This is a genomic window from Citricoccus sp. NPDC079358, from assembly GCF_040702545.1.
In the GTDB taxonomy this organism is placed as follows: Bacteria; Actinomycetota; Actinomycetes; order Actinomycetales; family Micrococcaceae; genus Citricoccus.
Window position 1 is genome coordinate 13969 of the sequence record NZ_JBFBLI010000007.1, and the last position, 22965, is coordinate 36933.

The 22965-nt window shown below is 68.8% G+C and carries 21 protein-coding genes; 11 read left to right on the plus strand and 10 right to left on the minus strand.

Features of this window, described 5'->3' with window-relative positions; all coding sequences use genetic code 11:
• The first annotated feature begins 1 nt into the window (after position 1).
• The 7 genes from AB0333_RS10180 (at position 2) to AB0333_RS10210 (ending at position 5937) form a co-directional block, all read left to right on the plus strand.
• Complete coding sequence (locus AB0333_RS10180; protein WP_366218576.1) at positions 2–1234, plus strand: ammonium transporter; 1233 nt, start codon at positions 2–4, stop codon at positions 1232–1234.
• A 33-nt stretch (positions 1235–1267) separates the two neighbouring features.
• A complete protein-coding gene (locus tag AB0333_RS10185; RefSeq protein ID WP_366218577.1) occupies positions 1268–1621 on the plus strand; it encodes a P-II family nitrogen regulator in 354 nt (117 codons plus the stop codon).
• Between the two features lie 119 nt (positions 1622–1740).
• Positions 1741–2121, plus strand: a complete 381-nt coding sequence (locus tag AB0333_RS10190) for a cupin domain-containing protein (protein ID WP_366218578.1) — start codon at positions 1741–1743, stop codon at positions 2119–2121.
• A 9-nt stretch (positions 2122–2130) separates the two neighbouring features.
• Entirely contained in the window at positions 2131–2658 is a 528-nt protein-coding gene (locus AB0333_RS10195) for a dimethylamine monooxygenase subunit DmmA family protein (RefSeq protein WP_366218579.1), read from the plus strand.
• Entirely contained in the window at positions 2655–3647 is a 993-nt protein-coding gene (locus tag AB0333_RS10200; RefSeq protein WP_366218580.1) for a PDR/VanB family oxidoreductase, read from the plus strand. The genes AB0333_RS10195 and AB0333_RS10200 overlap by 4 nt, the downstream gene beginning before the upstream one ends.
• Positions 3644–4642 (plus strand): DUF3445 domain-containing protein, encoded by a 999-nt coding sequence (locus AB0333_RS10205; protein ID WP_366218581.1) that lies wholly within the window; start codon positions 3644–3646, stop codon positions 4640–4642. The genes AB0333_RS10200 and AB0333_RS10205 overlap by 4 nt, the downstream gene beginning before the upstream one ends.
• Positions 4639–5937 carry an allantoate amidohydrolase gene (locus tag AB0333_RS10210; protein ID WP_366218582.1) on the plus strand — a complete coding sequence of 433 codons (1299 nt, stop codon included), beginning with the start codon at positions 4639–4641 and terminating at the stop codon, positions 5935–5937. Before AB0333_RS10205 ends, AB0333_RS10210 begins: the two co-directional genes overlap by 4 nt.
• A 35-nt stretch (positions 5938–5972) precedes the next feature.
• Here the strand turns inward: AB0333_RS10210 and AB0333_RS10215 are convergent, their stop codons facing one another.
• The 6 genes from AB0333_RS10215 to glnT form a co-directional block, all read right to left on the minus strand.
• Entirely contained in the window at positions 5973–6578 is a 606-nt protein-coding gene (locus tag AB0333_RS10215; RefSeq protein WP_115932152.1) for an XRE family transcriptional regulator, read from the minus strand.
• A 50-nt stretch (positions 6579–6628) separates the two neighbouring features.
• Positions 6629–7834: an FAD-dependent oxidoreductase gene (locus AB0333_RS10220; RefSeq protein ID WP_366218585.1), complete on the minus strand. Its 1206-nt coding sequence runs from the start codon at positions 7832–7834 to the stop codon at positions 6629–6631.
• Positions 7831–9219 (minus strand): FMN-binding glutamate synthase family protein, encoded by a 1389-nt coding sequence (locus AB0333_RS10225; protein ID WP_366218586.1) that lies wholly within the window; start codon positions 9217–9219, stop codon positions 7831–7833. The genes AB0333_RS10220 and AB0333_RS10225 overlap by 4 nt, the downstream gene beginning before the upstream one ends.
• Before the next feature lie 75 nt (positions 9220–9294).
• Positions 9295–10056, minus strand: a complete 762-nt coding sequence (locus AB0333_RS10230; protein ID WP_366218587.1) for a protein glxC — start codon at positions 10054–10056, stop codon at positions 9295–9297.
• 42 nt (positions 10057–10098) lie between these two features.
• Positions 10099–11004: a glutamine amidotransferase gene (locus AB0333_RS10235; RefSeq protein WP_366218588.1), complete on the minus strand. Its 906-nt coding sequence runs from the start codon at positions 11002–11004 to the stop codon at positions 10099–10101.
• Between the two features lie 48 nt (positions 11005–11052).
• A complete protein-coding gene (glnT, locus tag AB0333_RS10240; RefSeq protein WP_366218589.1) occupies positions 11053–12426 on the minus strand; it encodes a type III glutamate--ammonia ligase in 1374 nt (457 codons plus the stop codon).
• Positions 12427–12675: 249 nt separating this feature from the next.
• Here glnT and AB0333_RS10245 point away from each other — a divergent pair, with 249 nt between their 5' ends.
• Positions 12676–13350, plus strand: a complete 675-nt coding sequence (locus tag AB0333_RS10245; RefSeq protein ID WP_366218590.1) for a DoxX family protein — start codon at positions 12676–12678, stop codon at positions 13348–13350.
• Between the two features lie 62 nt (positions 13351–13412).
• Here the strand turns inward: AB0333_RS10245 and AB0333_RS10250 are convergent, their stop codons facing one another.
• The gene (locus AB0333_RS10250; RefSeq protein WP_366218591.1) at positions 13413–14078 is read right to left on the minus strand and encodes a helix-turn-helix domain-containing protein; all 666 of its coding nucleotides are present in this window, start codon (positions 14076–14078) and stop codon (positions 13413–13415) included.
• Between the two features lie 74 nt (positions 14079–14152).
• On the opposite strand from AB0333_RS10250, the gene AB0333_RS10255 reads away from it, so the two are divergent.
• Positions 14153–14368, plus strand: coding sequence for a hypothetical protein (locus tag AB0333_RS10255; protein WP_366218592.1), 216 nt, complete (start codon positions 14153–14155; stop codon positions 14366–14368).
• 74 nt (positions 14369–14442) lie between these two features.
• Here the strand turns inward: AB0333_RS10255 and AB0333_RS10260 are convergent, their stop codons facing one another.
• On the minus strand, positions 14443–15036 hold the full coding sequence (locus AB0333_RS10260; RefSeq protein ID WP_366218593.1) for a cyclodeaminase/cyclohydrolase family protein: 594 nt from the start codon (positions 15034–15036) through the stop codon (positions 14443–14445).
• A 122-nt stretch (positions 15037–15158) separates the two neighbouring features.
• Here AB0333_RS10260 and AB0333_RS10265 point away from each other — a divergent pair, with 122 nt between their 5' ends.
• Both AB0333_RS10265 and AB0333_RS10270 read left to right on the plus strand, forming a co-directional pair.
• The gene (locus AB0333_RS10265; RefSeq protein WP_366218594.1) at positions 15159–16508 is read left to right on the plus strand and encodes an AI-2E family transporter; all 1350 of its coding nucleotides are present in this window, start codon (positions 15159–15161) and stop codon (positions 16506–16508) included.
• A gap of 423 nt (positions 16509–16931) precedes the next feature.
• Positions 16932–20540: an SNF2-related protein gene (locus tag AB0333_RS10270; protein ID WP_366218595.1), complete on the plus strand. Its 3609-nt coding sequence runs from the start codon at positions 16932–16934 to the stop codon at positions 20538–20540.
• A 55-nt stretch (positions 20541–20595) separates the two neighbouring features.
• Here the strand turns inward: AB0333_RS10270 and AB0333_RS10275 are convergent, their stop codons facing one another.
• Positions 20596–21339, minus strand: coding sequence for a hypothetical protein (locus tag AB0333_RS10275; RefSeq protein WP_366218596.1), 744 nt, complete (start codon positions 21337–21339; stop codon positions 20596–20598).
• A 378-nt stretch (positions 21340–21717) separates the two neighbouring features.
• The gene (locus AB0333_RS10280) at positions 21718–22836 is read right to left on the minus strand and encodes an agmatine deiminase family protein (protein WP_366218597.1); all 1119 of its coding nucleotides are present in this window, start codon (positions 22834–22836) and stop codon (positions 21718–21720) included.
• Positions 22837–22965: the final 129 nt, after the last annotated feature.

Below are 22965 nucleotides of genomic sequence, written 5' to 3' on the forward strand. Positions count from 1 at the left end.
AGTGGAAGCAACCGATCTCGCCTGGCTCCTCGCAGCCTTTGCCCTCGTCCTGTTGATGTTCCCCGGCCTCGCCCTGTTCTACGGCGGGATGCTCGGATCGCGTCACACCCTCAACATGATCATGATGGTCATGGGCGCCCTGGCCGTCACCGCCGTCTTCTACGTGGTCATCGGCCACGGGCTGGTCCTCGGCGACTCGATCGGCGGGTTCATCGGCAACCCCGTCGAAATGCTCGGCTTCGAATCGCTCATGACGGACGACGGCTCCGGCTCCACCTTCTGGGGCGCGTTCTACGTCCTCTTCGCGGGCATCTCCATCGCCATCGTCGCCTCCGGTGCGGCGGGGCGCATGAAGTTCGGTGCCTGGCTGGGCTTCGCGGCCCTCTGGCTGCTGCTGGTCTACAGCCCCATCGCCCACTGGGTCTTCGCCTTCGACGACGAGGAGGCCGGCGTCACCGGTGGCTGGCTGCGCAACGTGGTCCAGCTGCACGACTTCGCCGGCGGCACTGCCGTCCATATGAACGCGGGGATGGCCGCCCTGGCCCTGGCCCTGGTCCTCGGCAAGCGCAAGGCCTTCCCCGGCCGGCCGCACAACCTGCCCCTGGCCGTCCTGGGCGCAGGCCTGCTGTGGGTCGGCTGGATCGGGTTCAATGGCGGCACCGCCGGCGGCGCGAGTTTCCTGGCCGAATATGTGGTCCTCGCCACCCTGCTGGCCGGCTGCACCGGCATGCTCGGCTTCGTCATCGTGGAGAAGCTCCGCGAGGGGCGAACCACCACCCTGGGCATGATCACCGGCCTGGTGGCCGGCCTGGTCGGCATCACCCCCTCCGCGGACGCCGTCAGCCCGATCGGCGCCCTCCTGGTCGGCCTGTTCACCGGCGCGGCGGTCAGCTGGCTCATGACCCTGCTGCCCAAGCTGAAGATCGACGAACCCCTGGACGCCTTCATGGTGCACGGCATGGGCGGGATCGTCGGCACACTGTGCGTGGTGCTCTTCGGTGCGGCGGCCGCCCCGGCCGGTATCACCGGCGTGCTGTTCGGCGGCGACTGGGACATCCTGTGGCGCGAACTCGTCGCCATCGTCGCCACCTGCCTCTACTCCTTCGTGGTCACCTTCGTGATCGCCAAGGCCATGGACAAGGTGATCGGACTGCGCGTGGACGAGGAGATCGAGTTCGCCGGACTGGACACGTCACTGCACGCAGAATCCGCCTACCACCTCAGCCGCAACTGACCGGCCCAGCCCCGATCCGAAAGGCACTCGACCATGAACCTGATCACCGCCATCATCCAGCCGGCCAAGCTCGGCGATGTCAAGGAGTCCCTGGCCGAGTTCGGCCTGACCGGACTGACCGTCACCGAGGTCGCCGGACACGGGGCTCAGGGCGGCAGCACCGAGTACTACCGCGGCACGGCTTACCGGGTGGACTTTCTGCCCAAGATCAAGGTCGAACTCGTGGTTGACGCGGAGCAGCTCGAGTCCGCCCTGGACGCCATCCGATCCGCCGCGCGCACCGGGGAGATCGGTGACGGCAAGCTCTGGGTCACCGCACTCGCCCACGTCGAGAGGCTCCGGACGGGGGAGAAGGGGTCGGCCGCCGTCGCTCAGGTCACGGTCTGACGAGGACATTCCTTCCGCGCCCGGGCCACGTTGCCCGCGATTTACGCGGCTGAAATCACCCCGCAGTACGGGGAACTAGGTTGTTGAACACAAGGAAACTGAATCTCTTAGGAGTAACCATGGAACAGCAGCTACTCGGCAGCATGACCCGCGCAGGGGCCATCCACAAGGTCGAAGGCGCCCAGCAGATCATCCCATCCATGAACGAACCGGGCGTGAACGCCTTCATCGGGGATGCCTACGCCAACCCGGAGGGCTCGCGGATGTGCAGCGGATTCTTCGAGCTCAAGGCCGGCGAGCCGCTGGTCTACGAGTACACCTATGACGAGATGAAGTTCGTGGTCACCGGACAGTTCAGGCTGACGGACCTGTCCACGGGGGAACGGCTCGTGGCCGATGCCGGGTCCATCCTGTTCTTCCCGAAAGGGACCAACGTGAAGTTCGAGACGGACGACTACGCCCTCGGGTTCTTCACCGGGGACCGCGACTTCTCGGCCTGAGTCTCCGTCATGACTGCGACGACGGTTGAGAAGGGAACGGCGGCACCGGAGCGGGAAGGCGTTCGAGTGCGTTGGCGGATCGCCCTGTCCTTCTCGGAAGAGGACCGCACCCGGCTGGTCGAGCATCTCGGGCCGGAGATGGACAGGACCATGTACGCCGAATACGTGGCCAGGGAGTACGGCCGGGACCAGGCCGCCTGGCTCGAGAATCACCTCCGATCCGCCTTCGTCGGGACCCGTCTGGTCCTGTCCGGACCGAGTACGGCGGTCCGCGCCGCTCAGAGGGACGCCCTGGAGGCGGGCCTGATCGGCGAGGAGATCGAGCTACTGGAGCGGCCGGACACCGAGAAACGGGTCTACTGCCCGCACTGCCGGTGCACGACGACGGCCGCGGCCTCGGCCTCGATGGTCCAGTGCAGCGGGTGCCGGCTGGTGCTCGAGGTGTTCGAGCACTTCTCCCGCGGCCTCAGTGCCTACCTGGGGGCCGTGGCCGGCGCCGAAGACGTGGCAGCGCGGACCGGGGAGGCGGCAGCATGACGAGCGAGGTCCTCACCGCCTACCGGCGGCCCCTGCCGTTGCGGCGGGGACTGGAGCTGGTGGTCCGGGAAGTCCGCACCGAATCCCTTGGGGTGTGCTCGGTGGTCCTGGAGCGGGAGAGCAGGGGACCGCTCCCCGAGTACGTGCCGGGAAGCCACGTCTTGGTCGAGTGTGCGGCACCCACCGGCACCACGGTCAACGCCTACTCGCTGACCGGCAGTGGCAACTCCCCGGTCGACTACGCCATTTCCGTCCAGTTCCGCGCGGGCGGCACTGGGGGATCGGCCTTCATCCACGGTCTGGTCCCCGGGGACCGCGTCCAGGTCTCGCTTCCGCGCAACGGCTTCGCCCCGACCGCCACGGCCACCCACCATGTGCTGGTCGCCGGGGGCATCGGGATCACCCCGGTGCTCTCGCACGCGGAGGCCGCCGTGCGGTGGGGCCGGCCCTTCACCGTCTTGTACGGCTACCGGGACGGTTCCGCGCCCCATCTGGAGCGGATGCGGAGACTCTGCGGGGAACGGCTGGTCGAGTGCGTCGGACGGGAGGCCCTCGCCCGGCAGCTGACCGAGAGTCTGCGGCGCCAGCCCATGGGCACCCACCTCTATGTCTGCGGCAGCGGCTCGCTCACCGACGCCACCCTGCAGACCGCCCGAGACTTCGGCTGGCCCGAGGGCCGGCTGCACCACGAGGTCTTCGACACCGTGGCCCTCGACCCGGGGGAACCCTTCACGGTGCGGCTGGCACGCTCGGGTGGCGAGCTTCCGGTGCCGTCCGGAGTCTCCCTGCTGGAGGCGCTGGAAGTCGAGGGCATCGGCGTGCCGAACCTGTGCCGCCAAGGCGTGTGCGGCGAATGCCGGCTGTCCGTGACAGCGGGAACGCCCGTGCACCGGGACAGCTTCCTCTCCCCGGCCGAGAAGTCCTCGAACACCTGCCTCATGCCGTGCGTGTCGCGCTCGGAGGGGCCCATCCTGGAGGTTGACCTGTGAGTATCGACGCGCCGTCCCACCTGGACCTGCCGGAGCATGTCCGCCGTTTCCCCTTCCCCTTCCCCCATGACCGGTACATGTACAGCGTCAACGTGGAACCGGGGAGGAATCCGAGCCAGACGGCCGCCGGGAGGTGGGGAGAGCGCATCCTTGAGGTGGACGGCTTCTACCTCCAGGACCTGGAGGCGCGGGCTGCCGTCCTGGACCGGGATCCGAGCCGGGCCGCCCAGATGTCGCACATGCGCCCCGGTGTGTGGGGCGCACTGCATCTGGTGCTGACCGAACTGGCCGTGACCTACCCGGAGTGGATGGCCTACGAGCGGCACGGTGACCGGTGCCGGTGGACCAATCGGCTCCAGCAGCTCCAGACCGACTTCATCGTCGGGGCGGACTACTCACTTCCCGAGGGCCCGCTGCGTTTCCTGTCCACCCAGGTGCAGGACGACTTCGCCCTGCTCAATCTCCGGGAGGGCGCCCTCTGGCTGGATGCCGGGGTCATCACCTTCGCCGCCGACTGGTCCATGGGATTCGACGTGGGTCTGCCGTTCAGCGAAATCCACGGGCCGGTGCCGCGGGCCGCGGACCTGGGGGTCATCGACCGGGCGGAGCAATTCCTGCTGAACCTCCAACCCGGCGACCCCTACCGCCGGACCAACTGGACCATGACCGTGGACCGCCGAATGGACACCTCCACCGAGTCCTACCCGGAATGGGCCCAGGACCGCAGCCTCGTGGTGACCGACCCGGCACTGCCGGACCGGCTGCACCTACGCGTCGAGGTCCAGCACCTCATCAAAGTCCCGACAACGGGCGATCTGCTGTTCCTGGTCCGCACCCACCTGCTGTCCCTGCGTGAGCTGGCCGCCGTGCCCGCCTGGGGTCGCCGCCTCGCCGAGGTGTTGCGCACCCTGCCCGAAGACCTCGCCGACTACAAGGGGATCGCCCGTTACCGTGATGCCGCCGCCCGCTGGCTCCAGGAGGCCGATGCCGCATGAAGACCCCCACCACCGCCGAAGGCCGAACCGCGTCAGACGCCTCGACCGGCTATTCGAACTCCGCCTCCGCGGACCTCGGCGCAGCCCGCACCGTCCTGTCCTTGATGCGTTCCATCGAGGATATCGGCCGAGACCGGGCCCGCGGGGGCTATTCCCGTCCCGTCTACGGCTCGGCGGAACTGGAGCTGCGCAGTTGGTTCCTGGAAGCCGCCGCCCAGCGGGACCTGGATGTGGAGACAGACCGCAACGGGATCATGTGGGCCTGGTGGTATGCGCCTGGGAAGCAGCGGCGTGACGCCGTGGTCACCGGCTCCCATCTGGACTCGGTCCCCGGAGGCGGGGCCTACGACGGTCCGCTCGGGGTCGCCTCGTCCCTCGCCGCCATCGATGTGCTGCGGGACCGGGGTTTCGTTCCGTCCAGGCCCATCGTGGTGGCCGTCTTCCCCGAGGAGGAGGGCTCCCGCTTCGGGGTGGCCTGCCTGGGATCCCGGCTGCTCACGGGGGCCATCTCCCCGGAGAGGGCCTTGGCCCTGAGGGACGGCGAGGGCGTCACCTTCGCCCAGGCGCTGACGACCCAAGGCGGCCGGGGCGACCGGATCGGGGCCGATCGGGACATGCTCGCCCGGATCGGGATCTTCCTCGAGCTGCACGTGGAACAGGGCCGGGGGTTGATCGACCTCGGGGCTCCCGTGGGGGTGGCCTCGTCCATCCTGGGCCACGGGCGGTGGCGGTTGTCCGCACACGGCCAGGGCAACCATGCCGGGACCACGCTCATGGCCGGCCGGCAGGACGCGATGGTGGCGGCCGCCCGGACGGTGGTGGCGGTGCGGGAGATCGCGCTGGAGCACTCCGGGGCCCGGGCCACCGTCGGCCGGCTGCAGCCGATCCCCGGAGGCACCAACGTCATTGCCTCCCGTGTGGACTTCTGGCTGGATGTCCGCCATGCGGAGGACGCCGTCACTGCGGTGATCGTCGAGAAGATCCACGCAGAGGCCCGCCGGCTGGCCGCCGAGGAGGGGTGCACCATGGAACTGGTAGAGGAGTCCGTCAGCGGCACCGTGCACTTCGACGCCACACTCGGCCTGGAACTGTCCGTGGCCACCGGAGGCTCTCCGATGCTGCCCACGGGTGCCGGTCATGATGCCGGCGTGCTGGCCTCCGAGGTCCCGACCGCCATGCTCTTCGTGCGTAACCCCACCGGGATCTCCCATTCACCGGAGGAGTTGTGCGAGGACGACGACGCCAGGCTCGGGACGGTCGCACTGGCCGACGCCCTCGCCCACCACGCCGGTTAGCCGGTCAGGTCTGCCCTCGCCAGTACTGCCTCCGGTCAGTGCTGCTTCGAGGCGGCGGGTTGTGGATCCGCGATGGCCAGGAACAGGATCGGCAGGCTGACCAACTCGGCCGGTCCGTGGGGGGCTTCGCCCTCGAACAGCAGGGAGTCTCCGGGGAGCAACTGGTAGCGGTGGGGTCCGTGACTGTAGACCATCTCCCCTTCCAGCATGTACAGGAATTCGGTGCCGGTGTGCTGGAACAGCGGAAAGACGTCCGAGGAGCTGGTCAGCGTCACGAGCGTGGGCTCCAGGGCGTTCGGCCGGCCGCGGAGCTGGCCGAGCACCTGGTATTCGTGGCCTCGGCGTGTCCCGCTGCGGACCACCACAGCCCCTTCGCCGGACTTCGTGAAGGAGGCCTCCCGGTCCGTCTCGAGGCTGCGGAACAGGGCCGTCACCGGAACGCCCAGACCGTCGGCCAGCCGGGCCAGGGTGGACAGGGAGCAGGATGCCGAGGCGCTCTCGACCTTGGAAATCATGGCCTTGGACAGGCCGGTCCGGTCGGCCAGATCCGACGCCGTCAGGCTCAACTGGATCCGGTAGTGCCTGACCTGCTCACCGATCGACTTCTCCAGCGGTTCTCCGGGATTCTCGGCGAGTGGCATCCAGTCAGCCTATACCGGGCAGTCAGCCCATTCCCGGCCACGCGGCACTGTCAGGCGACCCGAACGGTTCCGGAGACCGGCATGGACCGGCCGGCCGGGCCGGCGTCGTGATCCTGGTTGAAGACCCGGAAGACCTCCGGTACCAGCGGGCTGTCGCCGTCCTCCGTGGACCCAGTGGCCAGATCCGCGGCCAAGGCCCCGATCAGCGGGGCGAACTTGGCCCCGTGCCCGGAACAGGGCGAGACCAGGGTGATGCCGTCAAGGGTGTCCAGGACGAAGTGCTCGTCCGGGGTGTTGGTGAACAGGCAGGTGGTCTCGGCGTAGGGCTCGGGGACCAGGCCGGGCAGGTTCCGGCGCACGTACTCGATCACGCGCTCGCGGTTGGCCGGGTCGATGATCCCGTCCTGGAGCGCCGCGGATCCCAAGGCCCTGCCGCCGTTGTACTCGGCCAGCTTCTGTCCTCGGAAGCCGGCGTCGCGGCCGCCCGGCAGCGAGTAGACCTGCATCTCGTCCTTGTGGATGAGGGACGGCCACAGCTGCTGGGGGTCCCGGTAGGGGAAGTGGTAAGCATTCTCCTGCATCACGGTCAGCGGGGGTACGGCCTCGGCGGCGCCAGCCGGCAGGGGCAACCGCGCCAGCAGCCCGGGCAGCCAGCCTCCGGCGGCCACCACCACGTGTGAGGTCTCGATGGTGCCGCCCGCCGGCCCGGACACCCGGAATCCCAACCCGGCGCGCTCCACGCCGGAGGCGGGCCATGAGGTCAGCACCCGGGCCCCGGCGGCCACGGCGAGGTCGATCATGGACGCCACGGCCTCCTGGGCGTCGATCACACCGGCGTGGGGCTGATGCAGCACGGGGGTGGAGAACTCGATTCCGGGCCACCGTTCGGAGGCCTCCCCGGCACTCAGGAGGGCGTGTTCCACACCCGCCCGCTCCAGGACCCCGGCCAGCTGCCCTGGATCCCGCCCCCGGCCGTGGTCCAGGCAGCCGACGCGGTCGATCAGGGTCCGCCCGGAGTTGATCTTCAGCCGGTCCCAATAGTCGCAGGCCTGCACCGTCAGGTCCGCGTACAGCTGGTCCGGGTAGGCGTGGCGGAAGATGCGGGCCGAACCGTGGGAGGACCCCTGGGCGTTGGCGGGTTCGTCCCGTTCGACCACCAGCACCTCCTCGCCGCGGACGGCCAGCTGCCAGGCGGTGGCCGCCCCCATCAGCCCGGCCCCGATGACGGTGTACCGGGCGGTGTCCACGGTGCTCACACGACCACGCCGGTCGAACTGGGTGCCCCCGGGATCCACGTGGTGCCGGCGAGGGGGACCTTGGCCATGGCAGCGGCTTCCACCGTCAAGGCGACCAGGTCGTCCGGCTCGAGGTGGCGAAGGTCCGACTTGCCACACGCCCGGGCGATGGTCTGCGCCTCCATGGTCAGCACCCTCAGGTAGTTGCCGATGCGCCGCCCGCCCTCGACCGGGTCCAGCCGGGAGGACAGGGCCGGATCCTGGGTCGAGATGCCCGCGGGGTCGCGGCCGTCCTGGAAGTCGTCGTAGAACCCGGCGGTCGAACCGAGCGCCTCATACTCGGCCTGGTAGCGGGGATCGTTGTCGCCCAAGGCGATCAGGGCGGCGGTGCCGATGGCCACGGCGTCGGCGCCCAGGGCCATGGCCTTGGCGACGTCGGCCCCGGTGCGGATGCCGCCGGAGACGATCAGCTGGACCTTGCGGTGCATCCCGAGGTCCCGCAGGGCGCGGACCGCCTCCGGGATCGCGGCGAGGGTGGGGATGCCCACGTTCTCGATGAAGACCTGCTGGGTGGCGGCGGTGCCGCCCTGCATGCCGTCCACCACCACGACGTCGGCCCCGGACTTCACTGCCAGCGCGGTGTCGTAGTAGGGGCGGGAGGCGCCGACCTTGACGTAGACCGGCTTCTCCCAGTCGGTGATCTCCCTCAGTTCGCCGATCTTGATCTCGAGGTCGTCCGGACCGGTCCAGTCCGGGTGGCGGCAGGCAGATCGCTGGTCGATCCCGACGGGCAGGGTGCGCATGGCAGCCACCCGTTCGGTGATCTTCTGTCCCAGCAGCATGCCGCCGCCGCCGGGTTTGGCACCCTGGCCGAGCACGACCTCGATCGCGTCCGCCCGGCGCAGGTCATCCGGGTTCATGCCATAGCGGGAGGGCAGGTATTGGTAGACGAGGGTCTTCGAATGGCCGCGCTCTTCCGAGGTCATGCCGCCGTCGCCCGTCGTGGTGGAGGTCCCCACGGCGCTGGCGCCCGTGCCGAGTGCCTCCTTGGCCTGGCCGGAGAGGGCACCGAAGCTCATGCCGGCGATCGTGATGGGGATGTCCAGGTGCAGCGGTTTGGAGGCGTGGCGGTCACCGAGGACGACGGCGGTGTTGCACCGTTCGCGGTACCCCTCCAACGGGTAGCGGGACATCGAGGCGCCCAGGAAGAGCAGGTCGTCGAAGTGCGGCAGCCGCCTCTTGGCACCCCAGCCGCGGATGTCATAGATACCGGTGGAGGCGGCCCGCTGGATGTCTGCGATGGTGGCCCGGTCGAAGGTGGCGGATTCGCGCAGACCCGACTGGGCCGGCGTCGGGGGTGCCGGCGGGGTGGCCGGAGCGGCGGGGGAGTAGTCGGTGATGGTCATGGAGTTCTCCTCGGGGATCTGCGGGATGGGGCGGGACGCTGCTCGTGGCAGTGCGGCGGAAGGCCGGCGCCGAGGTCAGTAGGCATCCGCGTTGTCCGAGTGGAAGTGGTAGAGCGTACGGGCGGATCCGTAGCGGCGAAAGGCGGCCGGGTCCTCGTCCCGGCCGGCTGAAACGAGCAACTCGGCCAGTTCGGCCAGGTGCTCCTGGCGCATCGGCTTCTCGACGCAGTCTGAGCCCAGCGAGGCCACCTGGCCTCGGACGTAGAGTCGGGCCTCGTAGATCGAGTCGCCCAGGTTCTCCCCGGCGTCCCCGCAGACGACCATCCGCCCGGCTTGGGCCATGAAGGCCGACATGTGGCCCACGTTGCCGCCGACCACGATGTCCACGCCCTTCATGGAGATCCCGCAGCGGGCGGAGGCGTTGCCCTCCACCACCACGAGGCCGCCGTGCCCGGTGGCGGCGGCCGATTGGGAGGCGTCTCCGGTGACGTGGACCCGGCCGGACATGATGTTCTCGGCAAGGCCCTGGCCGGCATTGCCGTGCACCGTGACCTCACCCTTCTGGTGCATGCCCGCGAAGAAGTAGCCGACGTGGCCGTTCACCCTCAGCGTGACGTCCCGGTCGATGCCGACGGCGATGTTGTGCCGGCCGGCAGGGTGGGTGATGATCCAGTCCGTGCTGGGGTCGGCCTGATCGTGCAGGGCGGCATTGAGTTCGCGGACGGTGGTGGCGGCCAGGTCGACCACGGTCGCGGTGCTGGTCGCCGTGATGGGTCCGGTGCCGCGGACCGTGCCGGTCGGGTCCGCCACGGCGGTGCTCTGAACTACTGCGGTCATGGTGCTCTCCTCAGGGGGTCGATGGGGTGGGTGGGGTCCGGTTCAGGCGCGCCAGGTGTAGACGCGGCCCGGCTCCGGTTCGAAGACGTGGGCGTGGTCGATTCCGGGGAGGTCCGCCAGGGCCCTGAATTCGGAGGCCATGGCGACCCAGTCGTCGGTGACCGCCACGACGGCTGGTTTGCAGGAGATGGGATCCCGCACCACGGCCATGCCGTCCCGGGTGGTGACGACCAGGGTGTAGAAGCCGTCGAACACTGTGCCGAGGTGTTCCAAGGCTGACTCCAACTCCTCGCCGGCCGTCAGTCGGGTGGCGAGGTAGCGGGCAGCGACCTCCGAGTCGTTGTCCGAGTCGAAGACCACCCCCTGGCGCTCGAGGTCCCGCCGGATCGTGGCGTGGTTGGAGAAGGAGCCGTTGTGCACCAAGCACAGGTCATCAGCAACGGAGAAGGGGTGGGATCCCGCGGCGGTGACCGCCGATTCGGTGGCCATCCGGGTGTGGGCGACCCCGCGGGTTCCCGTCATGGAGGTGAGCCCATGGTGTTCTGCGACGTCGCGGGGGTTGCCCACGCCCTTCATCACCGCCACGTGCCGGCCCTGGCCAATGATGTCCCGGCCCGGAAGGACGGTCTCAAGGGCCGCCGTGAGTTCGGTGGAGGAGGCCTGGCCTGAGACGAAGGTCGTGTCCCCGAGGACCTCGACGGTGACCTCGGCCTCCGGCAGTTCCCGCTCCAGTGCGGAGGCGAGGCCGGCAGGAGAGAGGGCCTGCTCGCCACCCAGCAGACTGAGGACGGTTGTGTCGGGGTCGGTGAGGGCCGGATTGTCGTAGACGGCGATGCCGGCCGAGTCGGGACCACGCTCGATGACCTCGCACAGCATGGTGTTCAGCAGAGAGCCCAACTGGGAGCGCAGGGCGGGATTGGTGATCTGGAGGGCGGCAATTCCGCACATGGCTGTCTCCTGGGTCCGGGGTGATGGTGGGAGGGGCGGCTGAGCGGGTCAGACGTGGGTGAGATAGGAATCCACTTCCCACTGGCTGACCTGGTTGTGCCAGGAGAGGAACTCCTGTTCCTTGGCATCGGCGTAGTACTCGCCGACGGCACGGCTGCCGCAGAGTGCGCCGAGTACGGTCGTGTCGGCCCGCAGGGCCGCGGCCGCATGCAGCAGGGTGCTCGGCAGGTCCGCCGCGCTGTCCGGCTGGATGCCAGGGCCGCAGGGGTCGCCGGGATCGACCTGGCGGTCGATGCCGTCGAGCCCGGCTTCGAGGACGGACGCCATCATCAGGTAGGGGTTGCCGGATCCATCCCCGCCGCGTAGCTCGATCCGGTTGCCGTCCGGGACTCGGATGAAGTGAGTCCTGTCATTGCCGCCATATGTGGCTTTCCGGGGGGACCACGTGGCTCCGGAGACCGTGGTCTGGGCATTGCGGCGCTTGTAGGAGTTGACCGTGGGGGCCAGGTAGGCCAGCAGCGCCGAGCTGTGCTCCAGGACCCCGCCGATGAAGGAGTATGCCTGTGCGGACAGCCCCAGGGACCTGCCGTCGGAGTCGTCCGGGAAGAGAGGCCCGGAGTCATCCCACAGGGACAGGTGCAGGTGCATCCCATTGCCCGGCCGGTCGGTGAAGGGTTTGGGCATAAAGGTGGCGGTCATGTCCCGCTCGGCGGCCAGCATGGCGATGATGTAGCGCGCCGTGATGACCCGGTCTGCCGTGGTCAGAGCGTCGGCGTAGGCGAAGTTCTGCTCGAACTGACCGGCGCCGTCCTCGTGGTCGTTGGCGTAGTTGCCCCAGCCCAGGCTGTTCATGGCCGCGGAGATCTCGGTGAGGTGCTCGTACATCCGCGTCACACCGCGGGCGTCATAGCAGGGATTCGGAGAGCTGTCCCGCTCGTCGGCGGTGATGATGGTGCCGTTGTCCGCCGTGCGGACCAGGAAGTACTCCAGCTCCGCCCCGACCATGGGGCGCATTCCGCGTTCGGCGAGTTTGGCCAGCGTGTGTTTCAGGGCCACGCGAGGTGCGTAGGGCCAGGGGACGCCCTCGACGTGGGGATCGCACTGGACCATGGCCAGTCCTTCCTTGACGAAGGGCAAGGGGGCATAGGACGCCAGATCGGGGAAGACCACGAGGTCCGGGTCCTGCGGGTTCTGGCCGATCATCCCGGCCGCGTATCCGGCGAATCCCATACCCTCGAACTGCAGTTCGTCGGCGGCCGAGACCGGGACCAGCTTGGCGCAGGGCCGGCCGGTCATGTCCACGAAGGTCGCCAGCAGGAACCGGACGTCGTCTGCGGCGGCCAGCTCGGCCAGAGTGGGCTCCGGCAAGCCGATCGGTGCAGGTCTGGCGTCAGCTCCGGTCAGAGGAACAGTGGAAGTCATCGGAACACCTTTCAGGTTGTGCATTCTGGTGAAACTGTGTTCACTATCAATAAACCAGAGAGATGTTTCCATAGGGCATGCCGATGTTACGGATTCGTAAAAGCTGGAGGGCGACGGGTTCGCGCTGCGGAGGATAGAAGCTTGGCCTGAGGGGGGCATCCTTGGCCTCAACTGGCAAGGCCCTGTGCATCCGCCGCCTCACCGGCAAGCCGTTTGACGCGACCGCTCCGGCGCGGAAGCCTCGAAGGAATGACCAGAACTACTGAGGTGAAGACGCCCGAGGAACGCGCTGCCGAGGCCCTGGCCGCCAGGAGCGGACACGAGGAGCCCCGCGGCGTGGAGTGGCAACAGGCCGGGGCGGCGCCCTTCCGCCCTGCGGCCAGCGGCTCCATGTCTCCCGCCTCCTCCCCGCCGTCTCCCTCGTCCTCCCGATCGGCCGCTGCTCGTCCCTCCCACGCCAAGACCGTGGACACGGACGCCAGTGTGGTGCCCGTCCCGCAGCTGATCCGGGACGCCGTACTGCTGCTGGCACGGGTGGTCCTCGGTGTGGTGCTGGTGGCCCATGGGATGCAGAAGGTCCTCCAGGGCGTGTCCGCCACCGCACAGGGTTTCGGCGGGATGGGCATCCCCCTGCCGGAAGCCGCTGCCGTATTCACGATGGCGGTGGAGATCGGCGGCGGCGTGCTGCTCATCCTGGGCCTGCTGACACCGATCGCCGGCCTGATGGCCGGGCTCGTGCTGGCCGGGGCGGTGGTGTTCGCCCACCTGAGCAATGGCATCTTCGCCGCGGACGGAGGGTGGGAGCTGGCCGCCGGACTGGGTGTCGGCGCCCTGGTGCTGGCCGTGGTCGGGCCGGGCCGGTTCAGCCTGGACCGGCTGCTGCTCCGCCGTCTGCGCGGCCCGGAAATCGCGGCAGGACCCTGAGCGCAGAGATCCGCCTGCGGTATCGAGCAGCAGCACCTGGGCTGTGGCCGTGGGCGGGGCGTTCAGTCCTCGATCACCAGGGGGAAGACGCTGAGGTAGAGACGGACCCGGCGGGTCTCCTCACCGTCCGCGGTCTGCCCGGATAGGGCGTCCGGGGCCGGCTCCGCATGGTCCAGCGCCTGCTCGTGGCGCTCGATCACGGACATCAGCTCCTCGCTCAGGGCCCGCGCCTGCCGGGCGGTCATGGTGCGGGTGCTGGAGGAGTCGATGGAGGCCCTGACCCAGTCGGGGTCGGCGTGGTTCTCCACGCTCAGCCACCGCCCGAGGGCTTGCGCGCGCTGGTTGAGGGTCGTCTGGAACAGGGCCTGGATGGCGGGCCGGTTGGACTCGTCCTGCGAGAGCTCGTAGGTCGGCACCGCGAACCCCACGGGCTTCCACCAGCGCTCCCGGCCGGAGCCACGCCCGGTGTCCTCCTCCACGAAGCCGTGCTTCTCCAGCTGGCGCAGGTGGTAGCTGGTCTGACCGGTGCTCTCGTTCAGGTGCTGGGCCATCGAGGTGGCCGTCGCCGTGCCGCGGTCCGTGAGGTAGGAGTACATCGCCATCCGCAGTGGGTGGGCGAAAGCCTTCATGGCGCGGGCGTCGAGCGCCCGGGACGCCACCCCCGGCATGGCGTCCTCGCCGACGACTGGATCGGGGGAATCGTGCGCGGAGGTCTTGTCATCGGCCATGTGCAGAGCTACCTTTGCATAGACATCTTTGCAGAGAAATCTCTGCATAAACTTCTTGGCAACAGTCTACGGAGATGATGAGCATGCTGCGCTCCACCCCGAACACCCCGAACACCCCGAACACCCCGAACACCCCGCTTCCCCGGGCCGGCCGGCCCCAGCTCAGACGCATGCCGGACGCCGCCGCGGCGGCCCCGGCCCCATCGTGGCGGGACCAGCGCCCCGCGGACCCGACGGTCCAGCGGGTGCTGCGTGCCGGCGTCGTCGGTGGGGGACCGGGACTGCGATGAGCGGGACTGTGATGGCTGGGACGGCGGTGAGGGCTGCGCCGGGGCGGCCGGCAGTGATCCTCAACCGCAGATCCTCAACCGCAGATCCGCTGGCGCGTGCGGCCGATGAGGTCGTCGGCGTGGCCGGTCAGGCGGTCGGCCTCGCGGATGTCCGTGCTGACCTGGGTGCTGGCGTCCTCGTCCTTCAGCGGGGCCAGGTCCGTCTCGAGGGTCACCGCCGCAGCCACCAACGTCCCACGCACACAGCCGAGCCCGGCCCCGACATCGCTGAGCACGTTCGCGTTGCAGTCAGCCAAGATATCCTCCGCGATCCGCAGGGCATCAGCAGAGGCCTCCACCAGGTCCCGCGGGGGCACGGCGGCTGCCCGGATCGCCTCCTGGATCCGGCGGGAGCGCTCCTGGCGGTCCGCGTCCGTGTTCTTCGGCAGACCGAAGGCCTCGGAGACCCGGGCGAAGGCCTGCTCGTCGTCATCGGACAGGGCGAGGGCGCGCGAGGCCAGGGTGGCCGCCCGCTCCGCCAGCTCCTCGTGGTCGCTGAACCGGGCGGCCATGGCCAGCAGACCGACCCCCTGGGCCAGCAGCAGGGCACCGGTGGCCCCTCCTCCCGGCGTGGGTTCACCGGAGGCCAGACGGTTCACGTATCCCTGGATGCTCTCGTCGCGGATCATGGTCCGAGGGTAACCGGGCCCTGCGGTGCTGTCAGCCGCTGTGGCTCCGGGTGGTTCTCAGGGTGGGATTCAGGGTCCTCCCTGAGAGCAACGTGCCCGGGGCCCGCCGTAGACTCTCGGACGTGGACACTGCAGATGCCTCCGGCATGACCCCCGAGACCAGATCGCACCGCGTCTGGCCGCGATTCCTGGTGATCGTGCTGTGTCTGGCCGGCCTGGTCATCACGCTGCAATTCGTACAGGGTCTCCAGACCATCATCGGCCCCGTGTTCCTCGGACTGAACCTGGTGATCATCGCCTATCCGCTGCAGGCCTGGCTCATCAAGAAGGGCGTGCACCGCTTCATCGGAGCCTCGGTCACCGTGCTGGTGGTCGTCGTCGTGCTGTTGGTGTTCATGGCGCTGATCCTGTGGTCTGCCTCCGAACTCGTGATGGCCCTGCCCGAGTACGGGCAGCAGTTCAACGAGATCTACAACAGCATGATCACCTGGATCGGCAGCTTCGGCGTCACCCCGGACATGATGATCGAGCAGCTCGCCGGCCTCAACATGTCCACCGTGGTGTCCACGGCCACCGGGATCGTCACCGCGCTGCTCTCCAACGTCACCGCCATCCTGGGGCTGCTGGCCACCGTGATCATGGCCGTCTTCTTCCTGGCCATGGACTCCGTGGCCGTGGACCGCCGTATGGCCCTGCTCAACACCGCCAAGTACGAGCTCGGCTCCGCCCTCACCGCCTTCGCCTACGGGGTCCGCCGGTACTGGGTCGTCACCACCCTCTTCGGGTTGATCGTGGCCGGCCTGGACATCGTGGCCCTGGCGATCATCGGGGTGCCCATGATCTGGGTCTGGGGCGTGCTGAGCTTCCTGACGAACTACATCCCCAACATCGGCTTCATCATCGGCATGATCCCGCCGGCCCTGCTCGGGCTGGTCGAGGGCGGCTGGGGCGCGTTCTTCGCCGTGGTGGCCGCCTACTCGGTGCTGAACTTCGTCATTCAATCGATCATCCAGCCCAAGTTCACCGGCGATGCCGTGGGAGTGATCCCCACCGTCTCCTTCCTGTCCCTGCTGTTCTGGGCCTGGATCCTCGGACCGCTCGGCGCCATCCTGGCCCTGCCCGCCACGCTGCTGCTGAAGGCCATCATGATCGACGCCGATCCCCAGTCGCGGTGGATCAATTCCTTCATCGCCTCCGACCTGAAGGGCATGGAGACCCGGCACCGCAAGGCTCGGATCGCGACGGCGGCGCCGGTGTCCGCCACGGATGCCTCGCCTGCCGCGGAAGGCCAGGGCGGGACCGGGTTCGGAGACGTGTCCGCGCCGGCGGCGGGCGAATCCGCTGGCGACGGACCGGAGTCGTCCGCATCTACTGGGGCCGGCGCCGTGAGGGCCGACACCACCGAGACCGACGCAAGGAATGAACCGCGCGGTGGGGCGGCTGGCCGTCGTCGGGAATCTACTGAAGCTTAGGAGTCGCTCAGCGCCGTCCTTCCGTACGCTCCTCGACCGTGGGCCAGGGATCAGTCTCCATGGGCCCACCCCACGCCAGCCAGTCCCGGTACCACCTCGGTGTCAGCGCAACCGGCCACCAGAACACGCCAAGCAGGCTGACGAAGATGAAAGCTGCACCGATGACGTCGTAGACGTTGTCCGAACCGGGGATGGCGCCCACGTCGGCACGGACATGAAGACGTCATTCTCCAGTAGGTCGTCCTCGCTCAATGTCTGCCCTCCACACGTTTGTCCACCGCGGCTGCGGTGATGTCCGCGATTCAGTATTACTCAGAGCATTCCCCAGAGCGCACTATTCGGCGATGGGAGTACTACCGATATAGCATCGGCGCGCTGTGGAGAGCGGCTGAGGGTGTCCGTGGGCCGTGAAACGATGGAGGGATGAGCAGTTCCCCCTCCTACCCCTATGTCGCCGACCAGGACATCGCCCGGCTGGTGGGCGCCCAGGCGGCCGAGCGCGGCAAGAAATACGCGCGCCAGGGAGTGGTCTCCGGGCTGCTGTGGGAGCCGACGGACGGTGGATCCGGCCCGGACCGTGCCGGAGAATCGGCACCGAGCTCCCCGCGCACGTTGTTCGGGCAGGTGCAGGGCAATGACCCGCTGCCGTATGACACGTTCGCGATCCTCGTGCCAGGTCGAGCCTCCTCGGAGTCCCTGCCGCGCCAATGGACCCCGCTGCGGGGCGGGTGCAACTGCCCGGTCCGCAACGACTGCAAGCATGCCGCCGCCCTGCTCTATGCGGCTACGACCCTGGCGATCCGGGATCACCTGCGGCCGCCGGCTCCCGGGGCGCCGTTGGCCGGGATGTTCGATCCGAATGCGGCCCCGCCAGCCCAGGGATGGGGCGAGGTGGACCGCTTCACGGACGGTGCCGGCGTCGGGAATAGCTCGACAGTGCACGGTGGCGGTGGAGCCCAGGCCGGCTCGGCGGTAGGTGACTGGCGGACCGTGCTCGGCGAGCTGACCGGGCAGGAGGCCGTCACCCACGCCGAGGAGCCGGTGGGGATCGGCGTGGAGTTGTTGGCCGAGCCGCGCAGTGAGATGCGCCGGCGCTGGGGCGCCAACGAGGCCTCGGTGGCGGACATCCAGGAGGGGGCCCCGCTGCACGTCCAACTACGGCCGATGCGCCGGGGCACCCGGGACAACTGGATCAAGGGTGGGCTGACCTGGAAGAAGTTCCAGTACGGCGGCCTGCGCCACCAGTTGCGCGGGGACCATGTGGACCTGCTCGGACAGCTCTACCGCCTCTACCTCGCCGAGCGGCCGCACGCCTACGGCAATGACGAGACCCTGCGTCTGGACTCCCTGTCCGGCCCAGCGGCCTGGCAACTCCTGCTGCGGGCACAGGACATGGGCGTCGAGTTCGTGGGCCAAGGCATCCTCAGTGAGGTGGTCTTCACCGGGCCGGCCACCGTGCGGCTGGACGTCAGCGGACCGGGCCAGGGCCTGGAGGTGGCCCCGATCGTGGAGTCCGCAGGAGAGGTCATCCCCGGGGCCCGGGCCGCTGGCGCCGGGGGGTTCGTGGCCACCGAGATCCTCGACGACGCCCCGCGCCATCTCGCGCCCGTGCGCCTGACGCTCGCGCCGGCGTCGGCGTCGGCGGCCATCCCCCGCCCGGTGCTGGACCTGTTGCAGCAGCCGGAACCGTTGCGGATCCCGCAGGAGGAGTCCGAGGAGTTCTTCTACGACGTCTACCCGCGGCTGTCCCGCATCATGGACGTGGACAGCGCTGACGGGACGGTGGAGTTCCCCGAGGTTCCGGCCCCCGAGCTGTGGCTCGAGGTGGACCACCGGAAAAACCATGAGACCGCCCTGGAGTGGTCCTGGCTGTACTGGGGGCCGCGCCGCGAACTGCCCGTGGAGCACCGGCGTCCTCACACCCGCGGAGGCTGGTCCCCGACCGGCTACTCCGGCCGGGCCCGCGGGGTGGACGTGGACCGGGACGTCGAGCACGAGGACGCCGTGCTGGAAGCGGTCCGCGCGGCCGCCGAGGAGGCCACGGACGGCGTGACCGTGCTCCCCGGAACCATCCGCAACACGCACCTGCACGGGGCGGACACCGCCCGGTTCGTCGAATACGTGCTGCCGATCCTCTCGAAGCTGGACCACGTCAAGGTCGTCGAGCACGGCAAGCGCCCGGACTACCGCGAGCTGACGGACGATCCCCAGGTCCGCGTCACCCAGGTCGAGGCGGCGAATCCACGGGACAACGACTGGTTCGACCTCGGCTTCGAGATCACCGTGGGTGGCCAGCTCATCCCGTTCACCGCGGTCTTCAAGGCGCTGGCCCAGGGCAAGAAGACCCTGATGCTGAACGACGGCAGCTACTTCTCCCTCGACCATCCCGGGCTGAACCGCCTGCGCGAGCTCATCTCCGAGGCCGAGTCCATGGGCGAGTGGAAGTCTGACGCGCCGCGGATCAACAAGTACGACGTCGCGCTCTGGGAGGAGTTCGAGGACCTCGCGGACGAGTCCGAGGAAGCGGTCGCCTGGCGGGAGTCCGTGGGTGCGCTCAAAGACCTCGCCGAGATCCCGACGCCGGCCGTCCCCTCGGGCCTGCAGGCCACCTTGCGTCCCTACCAGTTGGAGGGGTTCGCGTGGCTGTCCTTCCTCTACGACCACCACCTCGGCGGGATCCTGGCTGATGACATGGGGCTGGGCAAGACGATCCAGACCCTGGCGCTGATGGTCCGTGCGCGGCAGCTGACGGCCGGTGCCCCGCCCTTCCTGGTGGTGGCACCGTCATCGGTGCTGGCCGTGTGGAAGGACGAGGCCGCACGGTTCGCGCCGGAGCTGACCCTGCGCGTGCTCGAGACCACCACCGCCAAGCGGGGGACGAGCGTGGCCGAGGAGGCGGCCGGAGCCGACGTCGTGATCACCAGCTACACCCTGTTGCGGCTGGGATCCGAGGAGTACACCGGGCTCGACTGGGACGGGCTGGTGCTGGACGAGGCCCAGTTCGTGAAGAACCGGGCCGCGAAGGCGCACCAGGCCGCCAAGGCCATCCGGGCGCCGTTCCGGTTGGCGATCACGGGCACGCCCATGGAGAACTCCCTGTCCGACCTGTGGGCGTTGCTCTCGCTGACGGCTTCGGGCCTGTTCCCCTCGCCGACGGTGTTCCGCTCCGAATACACCAAGCCGATCGAGCAGCCGGACTCCTCCGAGGACGGGCGGCGGTTCGCCGCGAAGCGCATGGCTCGGCTGCGGCGGAGGATCCGGCCGTTCATGCTCCGGCGCACCAAGGACCTCGTGGCCTCGGACCTGCCACCGAAGCAGGAGCAGGTCAGCCACGTGGAGCTCGTGCCGAAGCACCGCCGGCTCTACGACCAGGTGCTCCAGCGCGAGCGGCAGAAGGTCCTGGGGCTGCTGGAGAACATGGAGGAGAACCGCTTCATCATCTTCAAGTCGCTGACCCTGCTGCGCATGCTGGCGCTGGATCCGGCGATCGTGGACGAGAAGTACGCCTCCGTGCCGTCCTCCAAGATGGAGGCGCTCATGGGCCAGCTCGAGGAGATCGTCTCCGAAGGCCACCGAGTGATCATCTTCAGCCAGTTCACCTCCTTCCTGACGCGCGTGGGGGACGCCCTGGCGGACCGTGGCGTCCGCTTCGCCTACCTGGACGGGTCCACGCGGAACCGCGCGAAGGTGATCGAGGGGTTCAAGACCGGGACGGCTCCGGCTTTCCTCATCAGCCTCAAGGCCGGCGGCTTCGGCCTGACCCTGACCGAGGCCGACTATGTGTTCCTGCTGGACCCGTGGTGGAACCCCGCCACGGAGGCTCAGGCTGTGGACCGCGCCCACCGCATCGGTCAGGACCGAACCGTGATGGTCTACCGCATGGTGGCCGAAGGCACGATCGAGGAGAAGGTGCTGGCGTTGCAACAGAAGAAGGCAGCACTGTTCTCCTCGCTGACCGACGGGGACGCCGCCTTCTCCTCCACCATCACCGCCGACGACGTCCGCGAGCTGTTCACCCCCGAAACCGACTGAGGCAGTGGCTCCCTGAGCCGGCTGCTGCGAGCGGCTGGTGGGTTCTCAGTGGCATTCAGTGACGGGGGACGCCTGCCCGCAGTAGCTTGGCTTCCAGTCGACAAGGCGACGTCAGGTCATCCCACATCCAGCGGACGAAGCGAATGCCTTCTTCCTGGATGCGTTCAGATCTCAGCTTCTCATCCAGGATCACTGGATCGACGTCGCGCCCCGAGTAGCTGTTGCTGCCCGCATACTTCCTCTTGCCGTCGAACTCCCCGGCAAGCCGAAGTCCCTTCCACCAGAAATCGAGGATGCCCAGAAGTCGACCATCGACGGCCCGTACCTGGTGTTGCAATACTGGCGGTTCGAAGCCAAGCCGGTCTATGACCACTCGGCTCCACGATTCGCCGGGGGATCCGGACAGGGGCGAGGCGAAGGCCGCGATCTGACGTAGGCGGTGGGCGGCTTTCTGGGTGGTGCACGAGTTGGCTAGGGAGGTTAGGTCTTGAACGCTCCACGGCGTGGCCATCGCTGCGTTCATGGCGGCCGGCATGCTGGCCGAAGTGCTTCTCAGTCCACTCAGCAGCGCGTCCGCCACCACGATGGCGTCTTCCCACGGTAGCCGCGGCAAGGTGTCTGCCAGGCACAGCCGGAGGTCTTCCAGGACCATCGAGGATCCCGGGAAGAGGTGCTGGCGGAACGGGTTTTGCTGTGCCGCGGACAGGTCACTCCACGCCCGTGGCACAGAAATCCTCCGCTCGCCGAAGAGCGGCCAGGCCGCCCCCTTCGGCTTCGCACGTTTGACGGAGCCGGCCATGCTGGTGCTTGATGCCCGCAGGGTCAGGCCTGCGGGGAGGTCGCCTCGAGTGGAAACTGGAGATCCGGGGTTGAGAATCCTGTCGAGGCGGCCATCATGCCAGTCAGGACATCACGATCGGGAGGTCCCGAGCGGTCAGCTGGAGGGTAGATGTGGACCATTGTGAGCATCTTGCCGGCTGTGGAGGATCGGCCTGTGAGAATCAGACGACGCAGGAGGATCGGCCTGTGGAGAATCAGCCGATGCGGCTTTCCCTTTCATCGTGAAGAGTCCCGGTCATTCTGAGTGGGAATGTTCACGATCATCGGGAATCGCGGTGCACAACGTGAGAGGTGCAGACCGTGAGGCACGGAGCGGCCGGCGCCACGGACGCCTTGTCTAGGCGGGCACCTTCCGGGAGGGCTGCGGCAGGACGACCTGGCGGATGCCGACGCCGCGTCGGTACAGCCGCTGCGCCGGGATGGGCACGACCGTGCGCCCCGGGTAGGCGGCCCGCAGCAGCTGGTGAGCGCCGTCGTCGTGCGGGTCCTCGAAGGAGGGAACCACCACGGCGCCGTTGACGGGCAGGACGTTGACGTAGGACCAGGCGAGGGGGCCGCGGTCGTCCTGGCCGGCCAGGGGTGCGGTCAGGGTGGCCACGTTCAGGGGCCGGCCCTGGGCGTCGGTCTCGTTCTGGAGGATGGACAGGGTGCGGGCGGAGACGGCGTGGTCCGGGTGGGCCGGGTTCTCCTGCCAGTGCAACAGCAGCACGGTGGGGGAGGCGAAGGCGATGAGCTGGTCGATGTGCCCGCCCAGGCCGAACCGCCCCTGATTGCGGGTGAGCCCGCCGGGCAGCCAGATGATCTTGCGGATGTCCGTGTAGCGGGTGAACTCGGCCTCGACGTGCTCACGGGTCCAACCGCCGTTGCGCGCCGGGTCCAGCAGGACGGCCTCGGAGGCGACCAGGGTGCCCTCGCCGTCGGTGATGAAGGCACCTCCCTCGTTGACCATGAGGGAGAGCTGGCGCCGGGCGTTGGTGAGGTCGGAGATGGTCCCGCCCACCACGTCGTCCAGGCGGTACTCGAATCCGGGCCGGCGTCCGAAGCCGTTGAAGACCCAGTCGATCATGCCAAGCTGGCGCTGGCCCGTGGCCGGATTCACGTCACCGGTGGTGAAGGTCGGCCCCGTCAGGCCGAGGAAGGGGTTGTCCATGGCCAGCGGCACGATGGGGAACATGGGGTCCACGTAGGTGTGCACGATCTGCCGGTCCGCCGGATCCACCAGCAGGGTCACCGGCTCATAGTCCATGACCGCGTGCGCCACCCGGGTCCAGGCGCGGCGTGCCCCGGACAGCTCCCACGTGGAGGTTCCCATCTGCGCATAGTCGCGGGGGAAGGCCATCCACAGCCGTTCCTGCGGCTCGGTGTCCGCGGGCAGGTGCCACACCGCTGTTGACTGGTCCGTGGACAGGTCCGTCGCGACCCCGCCGAGCGGCAGTGCCTGCGGATCCTGGCGCATGGGTCCCTTTCGTCAGGTGCTTCACGGGGGTCGAGTGCGTCGGTCCTGACATTCGCAGGGCAGCGGACATCTGGCCACCGACTCCCCCATGCTATGCGAGTACGCAACCCCCCGACCCCGTTCCGCGCC